1 protein-coding gene is annotated in these 1,536 nt (G+C 55.5%); it reads right to left on the reverse strand.

The window, feature by feature from the left end:
- Positions 1-45: 45 nt before the first annotated feature.
- Complete coding sequence (locus ACI2KG_RS29050) at positions 46-1,374, reverse strand: IS110 family transposase (protein WP_404664249.1); 1,329 nt, start codon at positions 1,372-1,374, stop codon at positions 46-48.
- Positions 1,375-1,536: the final 162 nt, after the last annotated feature.

A 1,536-nucleotide genomic window follows, 5' to 3' on the forward strand; every position in this document is an offset into this window, starting at 1 on the left:
GCCAGCTCTCATCAAACAAAATGCAACCCACTGTTTTTTAAGCACTCAGGCAGCCACCACTTGATACCCCAGCTTCCGGGCTTTGCGAAGCAAAGCCCGGACCTGCCGGTCTTGGCTCCTGGCTTCGAATTCCTCAAGACCTTTTTCGACATAAGCCTGTTTCTTGGTTAGCAAGTTGTACACCAGTCGTGCCAACTGATGCGCAGTGGCTTTGATGGCGCAGCTGGTATCCATTCGAGTCAGCCTAGCTCGGTGCGATGCGCCAATGAAGCCTTTGTCGTTACGAGCATTGGATGCGGCCTGCTTGAGTGCTTGAGCTGCTCGATTAACTATTTTTGGCCCGCCACCTGTCAGTCGATGACCGCCGGAAATTCGGGTAGGAGGAGCCAGTCCCAACCAAGAGCAGAAGTGCTGTGAGGATGGGAAGCGTGATAGATCTGTACCGATCTCGCCAGCCAGCACTAATGCGGTGTCCACCCCAATGGTTGGGATTGCGGTCAGGTCCACGCCAAGAACTTTCCACAATGTCTGATGCAGTTCAGTCTGTTGGGCGCCGCTTCGGTGTGGGCTTCGTAAAGGCTTGTTGGATGGTTCTGGCTTGTTTTGCAGCACCGGCAGCTGCTCTAACGCGGTTTTTATGGCCTCGTCACAATCAGCAATTTGCTGCTCCAGGAAGTCATAGGCAGCCAATTCCTGAGTTAACGCATGCAGATGCTCGCGCCGCCAATTGCCATGAAGACTCCGAGCGACAGCCTCCTTGCCTGCCTTGATGCGGCGGTCGGTCAGTTCAGCCAGTTGCACAGGGTCCCGTTCACCTGCGCAGATGGCTCGCAGAATCTTCATGCCGGTTACGCCGGAAATATCACTGATGACATTGGCCAGCTGGATGTTCATTTGGCTCATGGCCTTTTGCATCCGGTTCAGGGTCTGCGCCTGGTCTTTCACTTTGGAAGCACGCTGCCTGACCAGTGAGCGGACACAGCAGGTCAGATCGTCGGGACGGAATGCGCCTCTCAGCAGGCCATGAGTCATCAGCTGCCAAATCCACTGGCAATCCAGCACATCTGATTTGCGGCCCGTGATTTGTCGAGTCGCTCTGGCATTGACGAGATAAACCTCAAAACCGCGCTCGCTGAGGATCTCGTAAATTGGAATCCAATAGACGCCAGTGGACTCCATGGCAACAACCTTGACCCCCAAGCTTTCAAGCCAGTTGGCCATTTTGAGCAGGTCGTCAGTAAAGGACGTGAAGGACTGGACGGGATTTTCGTGCCGTGGATCGACTGCCACGAAATGCTCTCGACCACCGACGTCGATCGCTGCGCAATCGGGATGAACGACGGTGAAGCGTTGCTTGGAAGGCTTGCGTGCCATGATGAATCCTCGCAGGATAAAGGGCGCGCGGGGCACACGGCGGCGAAAGGGTTCACTCTCTCATACGTGGTCACAGCTGATTCAGCTGATGCCTACAGGGACTTCACGCCGATACCGTGCGGATCACTCTCCCACGCGGGTGTGCTGACACACACCAGTGCT

The sequence above is a fragment of the Pseudomonas sp. NPDC089407 genome, from assembly GCF_044900445.1.
In the GTDB taxonomy this organism is placed as follows: Bacteria; Pseudomonadota; Gammaproteobacteria; order Pseudomonadales; family Pseudomonadaceae; genus Aquipseudomonas.